The organism is Clostridium sp. HMP27, assembly GCF_000765165.1.
GTDB lineage: Bacteria > Bacillota > Clostridia > Clostridiales > Clostridiaceae > Clostridium_AK.
The window spans coordinates 1-16768 of the sequence record NZ_JMFY01000018.1; the positions used below are offsets into that span (position 1 = coordinate 1).

The 16768-nt window shown below is 31.5% G+C and carries 16 protein-coding genes and 1 other annotated feature; of the genes, 4 read left to right on the plus strand and 12 right to left on the minus strand.

Going from position 1 to position 16768, the window contains the following annotated elements; translation table 11 throughout:
• The coding region (locus DP68_RS09130; RefSeq protein ID WP_035308717.1) for a DNA topoisomerase at window positions 1-875 on the minus strand (875 nt) is incomplete at its 3' end.
• A gap of 416 nt (window positions 876-1291) precedes the next feature.
• On the opposite strand from DP68_RS09130, the gene DP68_RS09135 reads away from it, so the two are divergent.
• On the plus strand, window positions 1292-3535 hold the full coding sequence (locus DP68_RS09135; protein WP_035308719.1) for a 3'-5' exonuclease: 2244 nt from the start codon (window positions 1292-1294) through the stop codon (window positions 3533-3535).
• 109 nt (window positions 3536-3644) lie between these two features.
• Here DP68_RS09135 and DP68_RS09140 read toward each other — a convergent pair whose 3' ends face one another.
• Together DP68_RS09140 and DP68_RS09145 are read right to left on the minus strand one after the other, a co-directional pair.
• The gene (locus DP68_RS09140) at window positions 3645-4769 is read right to left on the minus strand and encodes a radical SAM protein (RefSeq protein ID WP_035308721.1); all 1125 of its coding nucleotides are present in this window, start codon (window positions 4767-4769) and stop codon (window positions 3645-3647) included.
• Between the two features lie 294 nt (window positions 4770-5063).
• A complete protein-coding gene (locus DP68_RS09145) occupies window positions 5064-5768 on the minus strand; it encodes a DUF434 domain-containing protein (RefSeq protein ID WP_035308723.1) in 705 nt (234 codons plus the stop codon).
• Window positions 5769-5984: 216 nt separating this feature from the next.
• On the opposite strand from DP68_RS09145, the gene DP68_RS09150 reads away from it, so the two are divergent.
• The gene (locus DP68_RS09150) at window positions 5985-6164 is read left to right on the plus strand and encodes a hypothetical protein (protein ID WP_035308725.1); all 180 of its coding nucleotides are present in this window, start codon (window positions 5985-5987) and stop codon (window positions 6162-6164) included.
• 101 nt (window positions 6165-6265) lie between these two features.
• On the opposite strand, the gene DP68_RS09155 is transcribed toward DP68_RS09150, so the two are convergent.
• Window positions 6266-6718 carry a hypothetical protein gene (locus tag DP68_RS09155; protein WP_035308727.1) on the minus strand — a complete coding sequence of 151 codons (453 nt, stop codon included), beginning with the start codon at window positions 6716-6718 and terminating at the stop codon, window positions 6266-6268.
• A 355-nt stretch (window positions 6719-7073) separates the two neighbouring features.
• Between DP68_RS09155 and DP68_RS09160 the strand changes: the two genes are divergently transcribed.
• Window positions 7074-7931: a TerC/Alx family metal homeostasis membrane protein gene (locus tag DP68_RS09160; RefSeq protein WP_081957157.1), complete on the plus strand. Its 858-nt coding sequence runs from the start codon at window positions 7074-7076 to the stop codon at window positions 7929-7931.
• A gap of 74 nt (window positions 7932-8005) precedes the next feature.
• Here the strand turns inward: DP68_RS09160 and DP68_RS09165 are convergent, their stop codons facing one another.
• Window positions 8006-8476: a type II toxin-antitoxin system MqsA family antitoxin gene (locus DP68_RS09165; RefSeq protein WP_052085734.1), complete on the minus strand. Its 471-nt coding sequence runs from the start codon at window positions 8474-8476 to the stop codon at window positions 8006-8008.
• Between the two features lie 16 nt (window positions 8477-8492).
• Window positions 8493-8849, minus strand: coding sequence for a type II toxin-antitoxin system MqsR family toxin (locus DP68_RS09170; protein WP_035308730.1), 357 nt, complete (start codon window positions 8847-8849; stop codon window positions 8493-8495).
• A 182-nt stretch (window positions 8850-9031) separates the two neighbouring features.
• Here DP68_RS09170 and DP68_RS09175 point away from each other — a divergent pair, with 182 nt between their 5' ends.
• Window positions 9032-9916: an N-acetylmuramoyl-L-alanine amidase gene (locus DP68_RS09175; RefSeq protein WP_052085735.1), complete on the plus strand. Its 885-nt coding sequence runs from the start codon at window positions 9032-9034 to the stop codon at window positions 9914-9916.
• Window positions 9917-9977: 61 nt separating this feature from the next.
• Here DP68_RS09175 and DP68_RS09180 read toward each other — a convergent pair whose 3' ends face one another.
• From DP68_RS09180 to DP68_RS09205, 6 genes are all read right to left on the minus strand, one after another.
• Complete coding sequence (locus DP68_RS09180; protein ID WP_035308733.1) at window positions 9978-10787, minus strand: alpha/beta hydrolase; 810 nt, start codon at window positions 10785-10787, stop codon at window positions 9978-9980.
• A 141-nt stretch (window positions 10788-10928) separates the two neighbouring features.
• Window positions 10929-11909, minus strand: a complete 981-nt coding sequence (locus DP68_RS09185) for an ABC transporter ATP-binding protein (protein WP_035308736.1) — start codon at window positions 11907-11909, stop codon at window positions 10929-10931.
• A 42-nt stretch (window positions 11910-11951) separates the two neighbouring features.
• Window positions 11952-12923, minus strand: a complete 972-nt coding sequence (locus DP68_RS09190) for an ABC transporter ATP-binding protein (RefSeq protein WP_035308739.1) — start codon at window positions 12921-12923, stop codon at window positions 11952-11954.
• A gap of 4 nt (window positions 12924-12927) precedes the next feature.
• Window positions 12928-13779, minus strand: coding sequence for an ABC transporter permease (locus DP68_RS09195; RefSeq protein ID WP_035308742.1), 852 nt, complete (start codon window positions 13777-13779; stop codon window positions 12928-12930).
• Between the two features lie 5 nt (window positions 13780-13784).
• Window positions 13785-14738, minus strand: coding sequence for an ABC transporter permease (locus tag DP68_RS09200; RefSeq protein WP_035308744.1), 954 nt, complete (start codon window positions 14736-14738; stop codon window positions 13785-13787).
• A gap of 80 nt (window positions 14739-14818) precedes the next feature.
• The gene (locus tag DP68_RS09205; RefSeq protein ID WP_035308745.1) at window positions 14819-16390 is read right to left on the minus strand and encodes an ABC transporter substrate-binding protein; all 1572 of its coding nucleotides are present in this window, start codon (window positions 16388-16390) and stop codon (window positions 14819-14821) included.
• Window positions 16391-16492: 102 nt separating this feature from the next.
• Window positions 16493-16737, minus strand: a binding site (T-box leader).
• Between the last annotated feature and the right edge of the window lie 31 nt (window positions 16738-16768).

Below are 16768 nucleotides of genomic sequence, written 5' to 3' on the forward strand. Positions count from 1 at the left end.
AAATTAAATAATAGCGGCGGGTAATCTTTTTTCTTATCTACTTGTTTTTCTATAATTTCTGCGTCTTTATCCTCTAAAAGCTTAACTATATTTTCTGGAGTTTCTTTATCATCAAATTTTTCATTGTCATTTTCATAATAAACTCCTTCAAATTCCTCATTATCTTTTGTTTTGAAATTTGCTACTAATTTATAATAAGTGGATGATTGAAAGGTTTCTATTTCCTTGTCTCTATCATAGATAATTTTTAATGTTGGCAGTAAAACCCTTCCTATGTTTAATGTCTTCTTGTCATTAAAGTTATATCTTAATGTTGCTACAGAAGTTAAATTTATTCCTATTATCCAATCGGCCCACTGCCTTCCAATACCTGCATCTTGGAGGGATTTCATTTGCTCGTTAGGCTTTAGATTCGAAATACCTTTTTTCACTTCTTCCGCAGTCCACTCGTTTAATAACATTCTAAATACAGGCTTTTTCTCATTAAAATACAAGAATAATTCGTCTCCAATAACCTGTCCTTCTCTATCAAAATCTGTGGCAGAAATGATTCCATCCACATCGGGTCTATCTATTAAACTTTTTATTATATTAAGCTGCTTTTCGGCACCCTTATCCACAGAGTTTCTATTTACATTATCACATTTGACTTTATACTGAAATTTTTCTGGAATAAAGGGAAACCTTTCAAGTCTCCAAGCTCTCATATTTTCATCATAGTCTTTTGCATCAAATAACTGCAGCAAATGACCAAAAGCCCATGTAATAATGTAATCATTGCCTTCAAAATATCCATTCCCTCTTACCTTAACGCCAAGGGCATCAGCTATATTCTTTGCAACAGATGGTTTTTCTGCAATAATTATTTTTTTCAATAAATACATCTCCTATTTCATTTAATTCATGCTTAATTACTAGAGTACTAATTATATTATATACTACATTATCGTACAACTATTTATTAAGTTGAAACAACCCCAGTGCCATAAAAAACACCAGGGTAGAAAACTAGAAATAGCCTTTTACTCTATATATCTTATCATTATTTCTGCCTTATTCAAACTTGCCACTTGCCACATGGGTGGCACTTTTATAAAAAAGCTGTTGATAAAATAATTTTATCAACAGCTATATTGAATATTCTTTACAAATCTATGCATTTATTATATAATTGAATTTCGCACACAATTATAACAAGTATATCATACTTTTCTAAATTACACTATTATTATAGCACAAAGATTTTAATAATGTCAATAAATTTTACAAAAAATTATAGGAGCGTGATAATTTGAATACTTTCAATGAAAATCAACATGAAGAATTAGAGTACCTTGAAAAAACTTTATCTTTAATCAAAAAAAATTTACAAGAGGAAAAAGAATTATTAAATTCAAAACTAAGCAGCGTTATAGCTGCTGGAAGAGAGATGTGGGAAGAGGTATCTCATTCATCAGAGAACTTTGATGAAGTACCTGAAAGGAATCACTTTCTTAATGAATCCAGAATCAAAGCTAGGGATTATATTAGTACAGAAAATCAAATAAAAAAACTAAATAAATTGCTTAACTCCCCTTACTTTGGAAGATTTGATTTTATTGAAGACGACTTTGATGATACTGAAAAAATTTATGTAGGGTTGTCCAGTTTAGTAGACAATGAAACCAGTGATATTTTAGTATACGACTGGCGTGCACCAATTTCAAGCATATATTATCGCAGCGAATTAGGTAAATGCTTTTATAAATCCCCTGCTGGAATTGTAAGCGGTAATATCTTATTAAAGAGACAATATAAAATCAAAGATTCAAAACTAAAGTACTTTTTTGACAGCAGTATTAAGATAAATGATGAAATGCTCCAGGAAGTATTAAGTCAAAATGCTTCTGATAAAATGAAAACCATAGTTCAAACGATTCAAAAGGAACAAGATATTATCATAAGAGATACGGAAAATGAGCTTTTAATTGTTCAAGGTGCTGCAGGAAGCGGCAAGACCTCCATAGCTCTTCACAGAATTGCATTTTTACTTTACGAAGGATTAAACTCTAAGCTAAATACAAATAACGTTATAATAGTTTCCCCTAATTCATTTTTTAGCAGTTATATCTCAGATGTACTCCCTGAGCTTGGAGAAGACAATGTGGAGCAAATAACCTTTGATAACATTATAGTAAATTCCTTTCATAAAAATTATGTATTAGAGACACGGGAAAACCAAATGGAACTTTTATTGACTTTGCAAAGCTGTAGCAGTGATGATTTCAAAACAAAGCTTGACAGCATTAAGTTTAAGGGTTCTCCTGAATTTATAAAAATTCTTGATAATTTGCTAATATATTTAGAGAGAAAGCTAATCCCTTTTAAGGATGTTTACTTCAACGGAAAAATAATTAAAACCGGCCAGCAGATAAAAAGTATTTTTTTAAATAATAAAATAAACATGCCAGCAGCAAAACGGCTTAAGAGAATAGAAAATATGATACTTGATAAAATTCACCCATTAAGAAAAGAAAGACTTGAAATGGTTGAAGAAGTTGTTGAAAGAGTAACTGAAGATCATATACTTGAAATTAAATCCTTTAGCAGGCTTTTATGCATTAAAGAAGCCGCTAAACTTATGGAGTATATTCACACTTTCACAGAAATTGATCATTTAAATTTATATAATCTATTATTTAAAGATAAAAATTTATTTCTAAGACTTTCTAAAGGTATAACCCTGCCAGAAAACATAGATGAAATAATGAAATACACTAAAGGCAACTTAGATAACGAAGCTATATCCTATGAAGATGCTGCTGCAATTTTATACTTAAAATTAAGTATTCAAGGCAATGAAGAATTTGGTGAAATAAAGCAGGTTGTTATAGACGAAGCACAGGATTACTACCCAATGCACTACTATTTATTTAATTTATTGTTTAAAAATGCACGATATACAGTACTTGGGGATTATAATCAAACTCTTGAGAAATATGGAAATAAGACTATATATGACTGTATAGCGCAAATACTTAAAAAGAAAAAAACTGTAAAACTTAGCTTGAATAAAAGTTATAGATCTTCCTTTGAAATCAATACCTTTAACCAAAGGCTTTTAAGTAACACCCAGGAGGCAGTGCCCTTTCAAAGGCATGAAGCCGCTCCAGAAATTAAATTTGTAAAAGATACAAACGAATTAGATACCGCTATTTGTAAGGACGTTACTAAATACTTTGATTTAAACTATAAGTCCATTGCAGTTATATGCAAAAGCTCAAAGGAAGCTCTGGATGTAAAAAACAGATTAAGTAAATACATTGATGCAACCTTACTAGAAGATAAGGATATGAAAAAGAACGACTCTGTATTAGTTGTTCCGTCATATTTAGCAAAGGGCTTAGAATTTGACGTTGTACTAGTATACAATGTTTCAGATAAAAATTATAAGAGCGATTTTGATAAAAGACTTCTTTATATAGCCTGTACAAGGGCTCTTCACGGATTAACTTTATATCATACAGGAGAAAAAAGTAATTTTATTAAGGATTAATCTAAAAACAAACAGCTCCCTATAGGTTTAGAGAGCTGTTTTTATTCATGCACTACTTTTTATTTTCCATTTTAACCAGGTATCCAGCCCTCAAAATTTAAAATATTCTCTAAAAAATCATTTCTCCTGCTTTATACCCCTCAGGTAATTCTTCTTCACTTAAAAATTTGAAATTGTCATCACGTAGTATTGGTAAAAACGCTTCGTATGGAGTTCTAGCAAACTCTGAGGCATAATTACTAGCTCCAAACCACTTACCCTCTTTGCTACTCAAATTTAAATCTCTAGCAAATTTTGTATTGTTTGAACAATCATGAACTGCTAAATCCCACTTTTCTTCATCAGCTATTTTCATGAATTTAAGAGTTAATTCCCTACTCCAAATCGGAGATATATATCCATGTCTGGAAATATACATGTTTTCACCATAATAATTATCTATGTTATTTTCATTTAAATGTAATTCTGCACAATTGATAAAATCCAGTTTTGTATCTAAAATCGCTTGCTTTTTCTTAAAAAAGGTTTCAAAAAACTCAGGAGTCATTGGAGTTTCAATACCTACATTTTTAATATATTTTTTTGCTATTCCAATGTTTTCAATAACCTTATCTGAGCAATTAGAAGCACCCAGGTTAAAACGTATTTCGTCAAGACCAGCTTCAGCTAATGCTTTCAATGTCTCTTCTGTTGCTAAGATACCATTTGTATATAGATGTTGATGAATTTCAGCATCCCTAAATTTCTTTATTATTGGATAGTATTTTTCAATTTCCATGAATGGCTCTAAATAAACGTAGGAAATACCCGTTGGTTTCTTGTAGATGGAAAGAAGTAAATCAATATCCTTGTCATAAAATTTTGTACCTCCAATTTCCCACATACCTTCGCCAACTGGAGCAATATTATCTAGTTCTCCATAGTTATAGCAGAACTTACACTCTATGTTACATTTATTCGTTTTCCTAATTGCACTTAATCCAGTTCCCATCAGACAAGAACAACATCCTTTAGGGAATTTGCTTTCATTTCCCACAAAAAGAGTTCTGTTCCCCAAAGTTTTCAAACTTTTAATTTCCGACATTAACGTATCATTTCTATGATCAATGGCTGCCTCGATTTGTGCAAAGGTAGCGTAAATGATTTCTTGTTGTTTTGTCATTGGTTCCTCATCCTCTGGCAACATTGCAAAGAATTCAAACCACATCAACGCATCTTTTTTTGAAATTTTCATAACATGTCCTCCTCTAATTAATCTTCCCGAAGACTCAATTTGAATCTTCCTCTGTGCTTTTTTACATATTATCCTTCAAAAGACATATGCCAACCTATTTAATTATATATCAATTGTATTGTTTTGTGTGTAGATAAAGAGTTCAATTTTTAACATTATTCTTTAACACAATCTCAGATTTTATCACGTATGTATGACAATGTAAATAAAAACATGTCAGCATTTGATACATTGTTGACATGTTTGATTGTATTCAGCACTAGGCACATATATATTAGCAGTTAATATAAAAAACTAAAAATGTATATATTTTACATTAGGTAAATATTCTTTTATAATTTCGTATGCTAGATTAATCCAACTCTCACAAGTATTTAATATAATACCATCACTGGTCACTACATTATCCAAACTGTTCAAGATAACATCTGCATTTGGCACAAGAATAACTTCCACATCAAAATCATACTTTGAGAGAATTTCCAATATCCTTACCTTTAACCTTCCAGTGTTTGAAACTGGAGAATCTAAATAAAAAATTGTCTTTTCTATGTTCATTTTCTCTAACCTTTTACCAATAAGCTCAATAGCAGCATCTGTTTTATCAATTAGCTTATAAGTACCACGAAGACCAGCTAAGTCCCTTATTGTATCATCCATACAATGAAGAAGCGTAGATCCAGATAGTGCTACTTCTAGTGTAATAACTAAATTTAATCCATCAATATGTATCAAAGCATTTTCATAGCCCTCTTTTAACTGATGCTCTTTTCTTCTTTTAATATCTACCGAAGAAGATAAACCCCTTTTTAACGCTAATCTTTGTCTTGCAGAAAACAAAAAATGATTCCCTATAAAATCAATTACTTTATTAATTTCATATCCCCTGTCTAATAAAAAGCAAATATCCTGCTGGGCTTGTTTTAACAACTTTAAATTTTTATCATTAAACTCTATTTTATCCCTTTCAACATATCCTCGCTTTACTACTTGAGTCATAATATTCTCCTTTGTATAAGTTTTTTACTCTCTACATCAAAACCTATTTATATTATTCTTCAATATAAAAAATAAAATTATAAAAAACTTCCTAGCACTATGCTACTTATGATTTCCATATTAAATAGTTAAGCAATCAAATAATAAAATTAATGCAACGATATAGCTCGTACCACTTGGATAGCTCTTGCATATTGTATTACTGGGGGGATATATATGACTTTAAGAAAACCGTTTGAGAAGCTACTTCAGATATTACAATTTATTGAAACTGAAGCAGATAAGCCTCTTAATAATGATAATTATGAAACAAAAATATATAATAAAGGATATAAGGACGCAATGATTGCAGTTAGGGACTTTATTTGGATCATTTTTAATAGCGATGGTCCCTAAAACAGTCATAGGGAATGGTGTAAACTGTTCCTCGTCCCTCCCTAAACATAAACTATTTTATACATTTATACCAATGAAACTTATTTTAGTATATTTCATATCTATTCAAAAACCTTAACGCATCTTAGATCTAAGTAATAACAATATATTAATAGGTATGGAATAAGATATGACAAAAAAGTCCATCCTATATTCCAACCATTTCCATAGATAACTAAGTGAAATAAAAGCCCTAAGTATTCCAATGCTGTAGTAGCTACTGTAAAAATCAAAATGATTAAATAGGGCTTTAAGTACTTTCTTGAGATACAATAAATCAAATAACATCCCAATACAGAATATAACCCTAGATTTACAGATATAGAAGTATAATCGTCATTAACATTTATAGGTATTACTCTCCAAAAATTATAATGAAAACAAAATTCATTTGTTATATATGCCAATATTGACGAAAAAGGAGCAATAATTAATACTGTTTTTTTATCTTTAAAATAAAGCATTATTCCAAATATCCAAGGAATTATAAAGCCCAATATTATATTTAAAATCATATAATTACCCCTCTACTTAGTATTTTAGTTTTATTATCTCCAAAATAATATTAATTACCTTACCTAGTTTACGATAAGGAGGGGACTATTTTAGCGTCGAAAAGAATTGTTTCCAATAGATTGTCAAAGGGCCTTTGATACGGGAGCTAAATTAGTTAAAAAATATAGTGCTTATATTTTTCTCAACTTGCCACTTGCCACGTGAGTGGCACTTTTCTTTTTTATCATAAAAAATAATAATCGAACATAAAAATATCTATGTAGTAATTAAGTAATTTTATTAATGTAGGTGCGCACTATGTATATCAAATCATCCTTCATTACTAAAGAAAAGAATTGAAGGGAGGAATTTAATATAGATACAAAACAAGCATTTAAATGGGTACTATTTTGGATTTGTCTAGCTTTATGTTTTAACTTAGGAATTTATCTTATATTTGGTCAGCAAAAGGCTTTAGAATTTTTAGGCGGCTATGTTATTGAACAAATTTTAAGCCTGGATAATTTATTTTTATTTATTCTTGTTTTCAAAAACTTTGGAATAAGTACAAGAAACCAAAGAAGGGTATTAAATTATGGGATAATGGGTGCAATAGTTCTGCGCTTAATTTTTGTAATCTTAGGAGTTACAGTAGTTAGTAAATTCCACTGGATACTATATATATTTGGAATTACACTAATTATGAGCGGCCTTAAAATGATGTTTAAACATGAAGAAGAAAGTCATGACTTTCGAAACAACGGGCTGGTGAAACTTCTAAAAAAAGTAATTCCTGTAACTGATAATCTTGTGGGCGAGAAGTTCTTTGTGAAAATAAATAATGTGCTTCATGCTACCCCTCTGTTTGTAATACTTGTAATTGTTGAAGGCACAGATATTTTATTTGCTATAGACTCCATCCCTGCAATATTCTCTATAACCACAGATGCATTTATTGTCTATACCTCAAATATTTTTGCAATACTGGGATTAAGAAGTCTTTACTTCCTGCTTGTAAAAGTAAATGATACCTTCAAATACGTAGAATATGGAGTAGCATTAATATTGGTATTTACAGGTGTAAAACTTTCTATATTAATGTTCAATATAGAAATAGACATTGCATTTTCCATAATAGTAATTGCTATAATACTACTCACTAGCATTTTAGTTTCCGTTATATCAAAGATAATTACAGGAAAAAAATACACCGCCCACGATTATAAAGCCTAATAGTTAAAAGCAGAATCCTAGATGATCCTGCTCTTTTTATTTTATTCAACTTGCCACTTGCCATGTGGGTGGCACTATTTTAAAAGCTGAGTTATCTTTTCTCTTAATGTCTTTTCTTTTAAGGGCGTTAAAATACCGCTGTTCCTTTCTAAGATATTTAGCATATTCTCTGGATTTCTGAGAAGTATGAGAGTATTGTTGTGATCCTTATCTTGAACAGCCCCCATTTCATATCGACTTAAAGTAACTTCCCTCCAATTTAAAAGCTCAGAAAAAGCTCCTTGACTTAAACCATAGCTCTCCCTAATGGCTTTAATTTCCTCAGGATATAATAGTTCATGTTTTTTTCTATATATATCAAATGCTCTTTCAATATTTAATTCATCCAATTCCTTGTCAAATAATTCTTCACCGCAGCCTTCACAAATACATATCTGTACTTCTATTTCTATAGGCTCACCCTTAACTACATATATTTCATTTCTTTTTATTATATCCACAGTGTTGTACTTATCACAATTATAACAATATAATTCCTTTTGCAAGATTAACACCCCTTTCCTATTTATATACATATTTAATGGGGGAATCTGCTCTGTGAAATCCCATAATGCAAAGCAATTCTCCCCTACTGGTGTCTTTAATCTTTAATTTAATGTATATTTGATACTTTTCTTCATCTGCACCAAACTCCCATATAAACCCTGTAAAATTAGGATTATTATCCAGTTTAGGTCCATTAAAATAGTCCTTATATGTTAACTTTAATATAATATCTAAAGCAATTTTGAAATTTATACCAAGACTCGTTAAGTTATTTTTAGGCCTAGGAACAAAATCATAACTTCCAGATTTTACAAGAGATTTAACCTCCTCAAGGAAGCTATTTACTTCTGGTATAGTTGATTGAACCCCCATTCAAATCAGTCCTTCCCTGAAATAATCTGATATATAATCAGTATATTTTATATTATGGTCAAATTCAACAAAGTGCCATCATGCATAACACTTTTATATTAAAGTTTTTTCTAAGTCTTAAAAGGTGTAGGTGATTTGTAAAAACCTAACAATTCATGTTACAATACCTTTGGGGTGAGGAAATGATTAGAAGATACATAGTTCCTTTAATAATGGCTGCTGTTATGATGGTAAACTTAAGCGGCTGCACTAATAATATTTTAAATAAGAGCACTGCTTCTGTAATTAATTCAAGCATACAGAATAAAGAATCCAAATCAAAAGATAATATAAACACTAATTCTAATAAACAGATAAATAGCGATACACAAAAGAAAGATATCGTTGATGCGAAAGCTTTAAAGGATACAAAGAAAAATGAAGTGAGTAAAGAAAGTAAAGTTATAGTTATTGATGCAGGCCACGGAGGAAAGGCTACATTAGAGAAAGAGCCCATTGCTCCAGGTTCAACAGTTATGAAAGCAAAAGACGTTGCAGGGGCTACTGGAGTATCTACAGGAACTCCAGAATATGTTGTAAATTTAAATGTAGCTGCCAAGCTTAAAAACTATCTAAGTAAAGCTGGGTATAAGGTAATAATGACCAGAACATCAAATAATCAAACTATGGGAAATATAGCTAGAGCTGAAGTAGGAAATAAAAATAATGCGAACTTAGTTATAAGAATTCATGCTGATTCCTTTACTAGCCCATCTGCTAAAGGAGCATCCATGCTAGTACCTGGCAGTGTTGGTTATTCAAAGGATATATCCGGTATTAGTAAAAAATATGGAGAAATTATTTTTAACACCTTAGTAAATCAAGTTGGAATGAAGAGCAAAGGAATTATAACTCGAACGGATCTTACAGGCTTTAACTGGTCTAAGGTGCCAGTAATTCTCATTGAAATGGGATTTTTGTCTAACCCTGACGAGGACAAGCTGTTATCCTCTGATAGTTATCAAAATCAAATAGCTGAAGGACTTTTCAAAGGTATACAAAAAGCCTTTTTAGGAGCAGAATCTTAGCTCATTCTGCTCCTTTTATTGCTGCTCAACTTGCCACTTGCCACTTGCCACGTGGGTGGCACTAATCAATAAACTTCATCAATTCCTCATTGAATTTATCTTTTTCATCATAAAATGAAGCATGGCCGCTGAACTTAAAGGGTATAAGCTTTGAATTTTTGATGCATTGTTCTTGTACCTTACCTAATGCAAATGGAACAACCTTATCATGAATGCCGTGAATAATTAAGGTTGGAACCTTTATTTTTCTTAAATCGTCAAATAATACCTCAGCTATCCATGTCTTAGCAACGGCTGCAGTTGCCCATCCCGCTGCTTGTAAACCCAGGTTAAAAAACCACTGAGAAAATGGTTCAGTTATATGCTGAAAGAAAAATATATCTCCAAAGTCTCTCAGCATTTTAGGGCGGTCAGTGTATGTTCCCTGAATAATTTTAATAACCTCTTCCTTTTCTAAACCATATGGGAAATTTGGACGTTTAATAAGACTAGGTGCTGCTGCTGCAAAAAGAGCAAGCTTAGATACTCCATACCCTTTATGCCGAGCCATATATCGAATAGCTATAGCTCCACCAGTTGAATGTCCTGCTAAAGTGAAATCATTAAGTTTTAATGCATCAACCACGCATCTAACATCATCTGCTAATCTATCATAGTCGTAACCTTCATAAGGCTTATCTGATTTTCCAAATCCTCTAGTATCTATCCCAATGCACCTATATCCCATCCTTGGAAGCTGATCAAACTGATATTCAAACAACTCATGACTTCCAGGCCAGCCGTGCAAAAATACAATTGTCTTATCTCCCTTTGGATTAAGATCCTCCACATAAACTTTAACATTTGGTTCTACATTAACATAGTATCCCATTTATATCCTCCAATAAAGAACTATGCTAATAAGTTATTCTTACAAGTATAAAATTGTGAATAATTTAGTTCTTTGCCGCCTAGTGTAAAATCATCTTTTAAATCTTGCTGTATTTTAAGAACAGTATTTAAGAACTTGTCCTTAAAATAAATGGCATGCTACAGAATGTCCACTTTCTACTTCCTTCATTTCAGGTGAAATTTCTTTGCATTTTGGCATTGCATATGGGCATCTAGTGTGAAACCTGCAGCCCGAAGGAATATCCATAGGGCTCGGTATATCTCCTTCAATAATCTTCCTTACAGATGCTTGTGCCTTCCTAGGATCAGCTATAGGTATAGCTGATAAAAGAGCCTTTGTATATGGATGAAGTGGATTCTTATACAAATCATTGCTCTTAGATATCTCTACAATATTACCTAAATACATTACTCCAATTCTATCTGAAATATGTCTTACCATTGATAAATCATGAGCTACAAAAAGATATGTTAAACCCATTTGATCTTGCAAGTCTTCTAACATATTTACAACTTGGGCTTGTATTGACACATCTAATGCTGAAATTGGTTCGTCACATAATACAAAATCAGGTTCCGTTGATATTGCTCTTGCAATTCCTATTCTTTGGCATTGTCCACCACTGAATTCATGTGGGAATTTTTCCATATCAGCTTTCTTAAGTCCAACTATTTCAAGCAAGTGTTCTGTTTTCTCTAGTCTCTCTTTCTTTGTAAGAGTGGTATGCAGTGCTAAAGGTTCATTAATTAATTCTTCAACATTCATATTAGGATTTAATGATGAATATGGATCTTGAAAGATAATTTGCATCCTTTTATTATACTCTTTCATCTGTTTCTTATTAAATTTAGCAATATTGGCACCTTCAAAAAATATATCTCCCTCTGTTATATCATAAAGCCTGGTTATGGATCTTCCAAGAGTGGATTTACCGCATCCGGATTCTCCAACTAATCCAAAGGTCTCTCCTTTTTTTATTTCAAAGGAAACATCATCTACAGCTTTTATAAACTTTTTTTCTCCTCCTAGAAACTGACTTTTCACTGAAAAATATTTTTTTAAATTTCTTACTTGTATTAATATATCATCCGAATTATTCACTGTTTTTCCTCCCGCCTAACAACTTAAATTGCATAATATTTTCTATTCTGCTAAGAAACACATAGCCTTATGAGTTTTACTAAAACTTTTATATTCGGGCATTTCACTAAAACATTTTGAATTTGCAAATTCGCATCGTTCTGCAAATGGGCATCCCTTAGGAGGATTTAAAAGGGATGGCGCTGAACCATTTATTGGCTGAAGTCTTACCTTTTCATCCCCCTGAATTTTGGGTATAGAGTTTAATAACGCCTTTGTATATGGGTGCTTGGTTTCATAAAATATCTCTTCTGTAAGCCCCTCTTCCATTATTAATCCACCGTACATAACTTCTATTCTATTACATAAACTGGCTACTACTCCAAGATCATGTGTTATAAGAATAATAGACATGTTATTATCTTCTTTAAGAGATTTTAAAAGCTCCAATATCTGCGCTTGAATTGTAACATCAAGGGCCGTTGTAGGCTCATCTGCAATTAAAAGCTTAGGACTACATGCAAGAGCCATTGCAATTAATACTCTTTGTCTCATTCCACCGCTAAATTCATGTGGATATTGATTTATTCTTTTTTCTGGCATGGGTATACCTACATCATGTAGAAGATCCATTGCCACTTTCTTTGCCTCTTTCTTATTAATACCTTTGTGTCTAATTAATATTTCTACAATATGATCTCCAATTTTTTTCAAAGGATTTAATGCTGTCATAGGGTCTTGGAAAATCATAGCTATTTCCTTACCCTTAATTTTTTGAATTTCTTTAGGGGATAACTTGACAATATCTTTTCCCTCAAAGTAAACTTCTCCTGAATCTATCTTTGCGTTTTCTGGCAATATGTTCATTACTGACTTCATAAGAACACTTTTACCACTACCAGATTCTCCAACAATTCCAAGAATATCACCGGTTTCAACCTGAAAGCTTGTTCCTCTTACAGCTTCTATCTTTTTATCTTTACTGTAAAATGTAGTTCTAAGGTTATTAACTTTAAGAAGTGTTTCTTTAGCCATAATATTATCTTTCACCTCCTGCAATCTTAGGTTCAACAAATACTCTTAAAACATTGCCTAATTTATTGAATGAATATATTGTTAGTATTATTAATACTCCTGGTAAAATAGCCATGTATGGAGCACTTTGCAAATTTGTTTGAGCATTTTGAAGTAAATTTCCCCAAGAAGACATTGGCTGCTGAATCCCAAGGCCTAAAAAACTTAGTGATGACTCTGTCATTATTGCGTTAGCAATACTTGATGTAGAAGCTATTATAATAGTAGGAAATACACTTGGAATAATATGCTTAAATATTATACTTTTAGATGATTGCCCAATGGAAATTGCATAAAGCACATATTCTCTTTCCTTTATTGAAAGAGTTTCTGCACGAACTAATCTCGCAGTTTCCATCCAAGAAAATAATCCTATTACTATGATTATTGCCTGAAGTCCTGGTTTCAAAAATATACTAACTACAGTTATAAGTATCATCCATGGGATAGATGATATTATATCAACAAATCTCATAAGAATATTATCTATTCTACCTCCAAAATATCCACTTATAGTGCCCACTCCTATTCCTATGCTGGTAGATATAATCATAGCAAGAACTCCAACTATAAGGGACACTCTGCCTCCATATATGGTTCTTGTTAAATAATCTCTACCTAATTCATCTGTACCAAATAAATGAGTTAAACTAGGAGGTTGTAAAATGTTTAATGTATCTACGGCATCTGGATTTATAGGTATTAAAAAAGCAAATACTGAAATAAGTATTATAAAGATTAAAAAGGCCACTGAAAATAAAGCACTTTTATTACCTTTTAGCTCTTCTTTAACATTCTTTAATCTTCTATTTTTCATATGCTTTACTCCATTTCCTTTATTCTAGGGTCAATCAGACAGTATAATATATCTGACAATAAATTACCCATTATAACTAAAGAGGATGATAATATTAAAATTGCCATAATAACAGGATAGTCTAATCCTTGAACAGCCTTTACAAAATATGGCCCAACTCCCGGCCATCCAAATACAGTCTCTGTTATCATCGCTCCTGTAACTAGCATAGGTAATGCCATCCCAATTTTTGTTATGATAGGTAAAAGTACATTTTTACACACATGTTTAAATAATATCTCTTTCTTGCTTGCCCCAAAGGCATTTTGCACCATTACATATCCTTCAGAAACTTGTCCTATTGTTGAAGACCTTACATATCTTATAAGCTCTGGTAAGTATGCAACAACCAAAACAGTGCATGGCATTATAAAATGAAGTAAAAAATCTGAAAATGATTCATCTACCCCTATAGTACCTATTCCTAATATTGGGAAAATGGCAAATTTATATCCAAATATAAATATCATAATCATTGCAAACCAAAAACTAGGTATGGCTATACCTATTGAACAAAATCCATCTATTATTTTATCAACTAATTTATTCTTATTTGCTCCTGCTGTTAATCCAAGGATTATTGAAATTACAAGTGCAATTAAATATGCTGGTAATACCAATACAATGGTTGCTGGTAACCTTGCAGCTAAATCATTAGAAATACTCTCATGGGTAACTATTGAGTATCCAAAATTACCACTTAGTATGCCTTTAAGCCATAAAAAATACTGTACATATACAGGTTTATCAAATCCATACTTAGCCTTTATAATATCAACTGTGGCTTGGGGCATCCTTGGGGTAGTCATTGCATCAACTGCATTGTATGGAGCTAACTGAATTAATGTAAAGCATACTATAGAAATTATTAAAAGCAGCGGGATAGCTTGAAGAATTCTTTTGAATATATATTTTGCCACTCTTTTCTCACTTCCTTAATTAATAAATTATACATGGGAAATAAATCTCTTTATTCCCCATGTATTAAAATAAATTGCTCTTATTTAAAATAAAGCTTAGACATATCTTCAAAAGTATATACTGGCACTAATTGAGCTTCATCTACCCCAGCTAGTTTAGAACTCATAACTACAATTCTCTTATTTTCAAGAATTGGATAGAAGTATGCATTAGCTTGAATTTTTTTCTGGATTGCATTATATATCTCTTTTCTCTTTGCTTCATTTGTTTCAACTCTTCCAGCATTAAATAAATCATCAATTTCTTTATCTTTAAAATGACTGTAATTATATTGGCTGTCAGATGCAAACAATGAATTAAATGTATCAGGATCTATACCCATAATGTATCCACCAAGGAACATATCATAATTACTTTTTTCATTTTTCATTTGTGCACTTATTGCAGCATCTTCACCAGCAGCAAGTTCAACGTCTATTCCCACAGCTTTAAGATTTTGTTGAATTATAGCCGCTTCTTTTTTGTAAGGTACATTGCTTCCAGGATATCCAAGTTTAATTTTAAGTCCTGAAACTCCTGCTTTTGCTAAAAGTTCCTTAGCTTTTGCTTGGTTAAACTCATATTTTTCAACATCATCTGAGTGAAACTTATTTTCGTTTGGAAGGAATGAGTAAGCTTTCTTAGCATATTCCTCTGATCCAAAAGCAGCATTAATCAAATCTGTTCTGTTTAATGCATAAAATATTGCTTGTCTTACATTTGCATCCTTAAGTTTGTTAGAGTTAGAATTAAGTACTAAGTATGCTACTCTACCCTCATCATATTTGTAAGGAGTTAAAGTATCATTTTTTATTAAGTCTTTTAAATCACTTGATTGAACAGATAATGCATTTATTTCTCCCTTTTGTAAAGAAAGTTTAGCAGTATTAGCATCTGGTACTACTCTAAAAATAACATTTTTGATCTTTGCTTTTCCTAAGAAGTAATCATCATTACTAACAAACTTTACATATTGGCCTGCCTTATATTCTTGTAATTTATATGGTCCAGTACCTACTGGTTTTGCATTCTTTTCACTATTTTCGAAATTAGTTTCTCCTTCATATATATGCTTAGGCATTATGAATATATTTGCTAGAAGTTCAATTCCTGGCGCACTAATTTCTGGAAGTGTAAAGTTAACTGTATAATCATCAACTTTTGTAACTTTTACTGGTTTTCCGTTAAATATTAATTGGCTATAAGCCCAACCAGCATTTTTTTCTTTTAACATCTCATTGTATGTGAATACTACATCATCTGCAGTGAATTTAGTTCCATCACTCCATTTCACATCTTTTCTAAGTTTTGCAGTATAAGTTAATTTATCCTCTGATTGCGTCATACTTTCTGCAAGGAAATAATTAATTTTGTCTGCATTATACATATATAATGGTGAATATAAAGCCTTTATTTCCATCAATCCATAACGATCACTTGTTGTTATTACATTTACAGAATTACCAGGATCTCCATCAATACCATATATAAATGTATCTGATTTAGCTGGAGCTGCATCAGTAGTAGTGTTTTTGGATTTTCCACAAGCACTTACTAATACTGCCACAGCCATTACTCCAATTAAAATTTTTGATAACTTTTTAAATTTCATTGTTAATTCTCCTTTATAATATATAATTAGTTCTTTAAGAATTATTGAAATTTTTGTTTCTCAAACTCCGGATTTTGAGAAACAAAAAAACTCCCTCTCTTGTTCAGAGACGAAGTTTAATACTACGCGGTTCCACTCTGATTACCATTCATTTGAATGATATCTCATTAATATATTGGTACTAATATACCTCAACGCTTTAACGGGCGTTCCCGCTGAAACCTACTTCTTTTCAATTCAGAGCTCAGAGATGCACTTCCATTAAGATCTACTTAAAACCTCTTCCACCCAAGGAGGTTTCTCTCTGTAAGCTTTTCTTAACTTACTCTTCTCATCATAGCATTATTCATATCTTACATATATGTTTCATACGTTTTA

Bases quoted from the DNA above. Each gene is read 5' to 3' on its own strand.
- DP68_RS09140 (WP_035308721.1), bottom strand. From the start codon at position 4,769: ATGAAAATTTCAAAAAAAGATGCGTTGATGTGGTTTGAATTCTTTGCA.
- DP68_RS09145 (WP_035308723.1), bottom strand. From the start codon at position 5,768: ATGACTCAAGTAGTAAAGCGAGGATATGTTGAAAGGGATAAAATAGAG.
- DP68_RS09150 (WP_035308725.1), top strand. From the start codon at position 5,985: ATGACTTTAAGAAAACCGTTTGAGAAGCTACTTCAGATATTACAATTT.
- DP68_RS09155 (WP_035308727.1), bottom strand. From the start codon at position 6,718: ATGATTTTAAATATAATATTGGGCTTTATAATTCCTTGGATATTTGGA.
- DP68_RS09170 (WP_035308730.1), bottom strand. From the start codon at position 8,849: ATGGGGGTTCAATCAACTATACCAGAAGTAAATAGCTTCCTTGAGGAG.
- DP68_RS09175 (WP_052085735.1), top strand. From the start codon at position 9,032: ATGATTAGAAGATACATAGTTCCTTTAATAATGGCTGCTGTTATGATG.
- DP68_RS09180 (WP_035308733.1), bottom strand. From the start codon at position 10,787: ATGGGATACTATGTTAATGTAGAACCAAATGTTAAAGTTTATGTGGAG.
- DP68_RS09190 (WP_035308739.1), bottom strand. From the start codon at position 12,923: ATGGCTAAAGAAACACTTCTTAAAGTTAATAACCTTAGAACTACATTT.
- DP68_RS09195 (WP_035308742.1), bottom strand. From the start codon at position 13,779: ATGAAAAATAGAAGATTAAAGAATGTTAAAGAAGAGCTAAAAGGTAAT.
- DP68_RS09205 (WP_035308745.1), bottom strand. From the start codon at position 16,390: ATGAAATTTAAAAAGTTATCAAAAATTTTAATTGGAGTAATGGCTGTG.